At 57.3% G+C, this 358-nt stretch carries 1 protein-coding gene; it reads left to right on the top strand.

The genetic code is table 11. From position 1 onward, the window contains the following. Nucleotides 1-358: WD40 repeat domain-containing protein (locus ICL16_RS09670; protein WP_337906963.1), on the top strand; the 358-nt coding region annotated here is incomplete at both ends.

Raw genomic sequence — 358 nt, forward strand, 5'->3', positions numbered from 1 at the left:
ATGACCGCACTCTCAAAGTCTGGGACATGGCATCGGGCAAAGAACTTTTTTCCCTCCAAGGTCATAGCGACCCGGTAACGGCAGTGGCAGTGACTACCGACGGGGGGCGGGTGATTTCCGCTTCATCTGACGGCACTCTCAAAGTCTGGGACATGGCATCGGGCAAAGAACTTTTTTCCCTCCAAGGTCATAGCGACCCGGTAACGGCAGTGGCAGTGACTCCCGACGGGAGGCGGGTGATTTCCGGTTCATGGGACCGCACTCTCAAAGTCTGGGACATAGCATCGGGCAAAGAACTTTTTTCCCTCCAAGGTCATAGCGACGGGGTAAGGGCAGTGGCAGTGACTCCCGACGGGGG

Origin of the sequence: Iningainema tapete BLCC-T55 (assembly GCF_014698965.1) — a bacterium.
GTDB lineage: Bacteria > Cyanobacteriota > Cyanobacteriia > Cyanobacteriales > Nostocaceae > Iningainema > Iningainema tapete.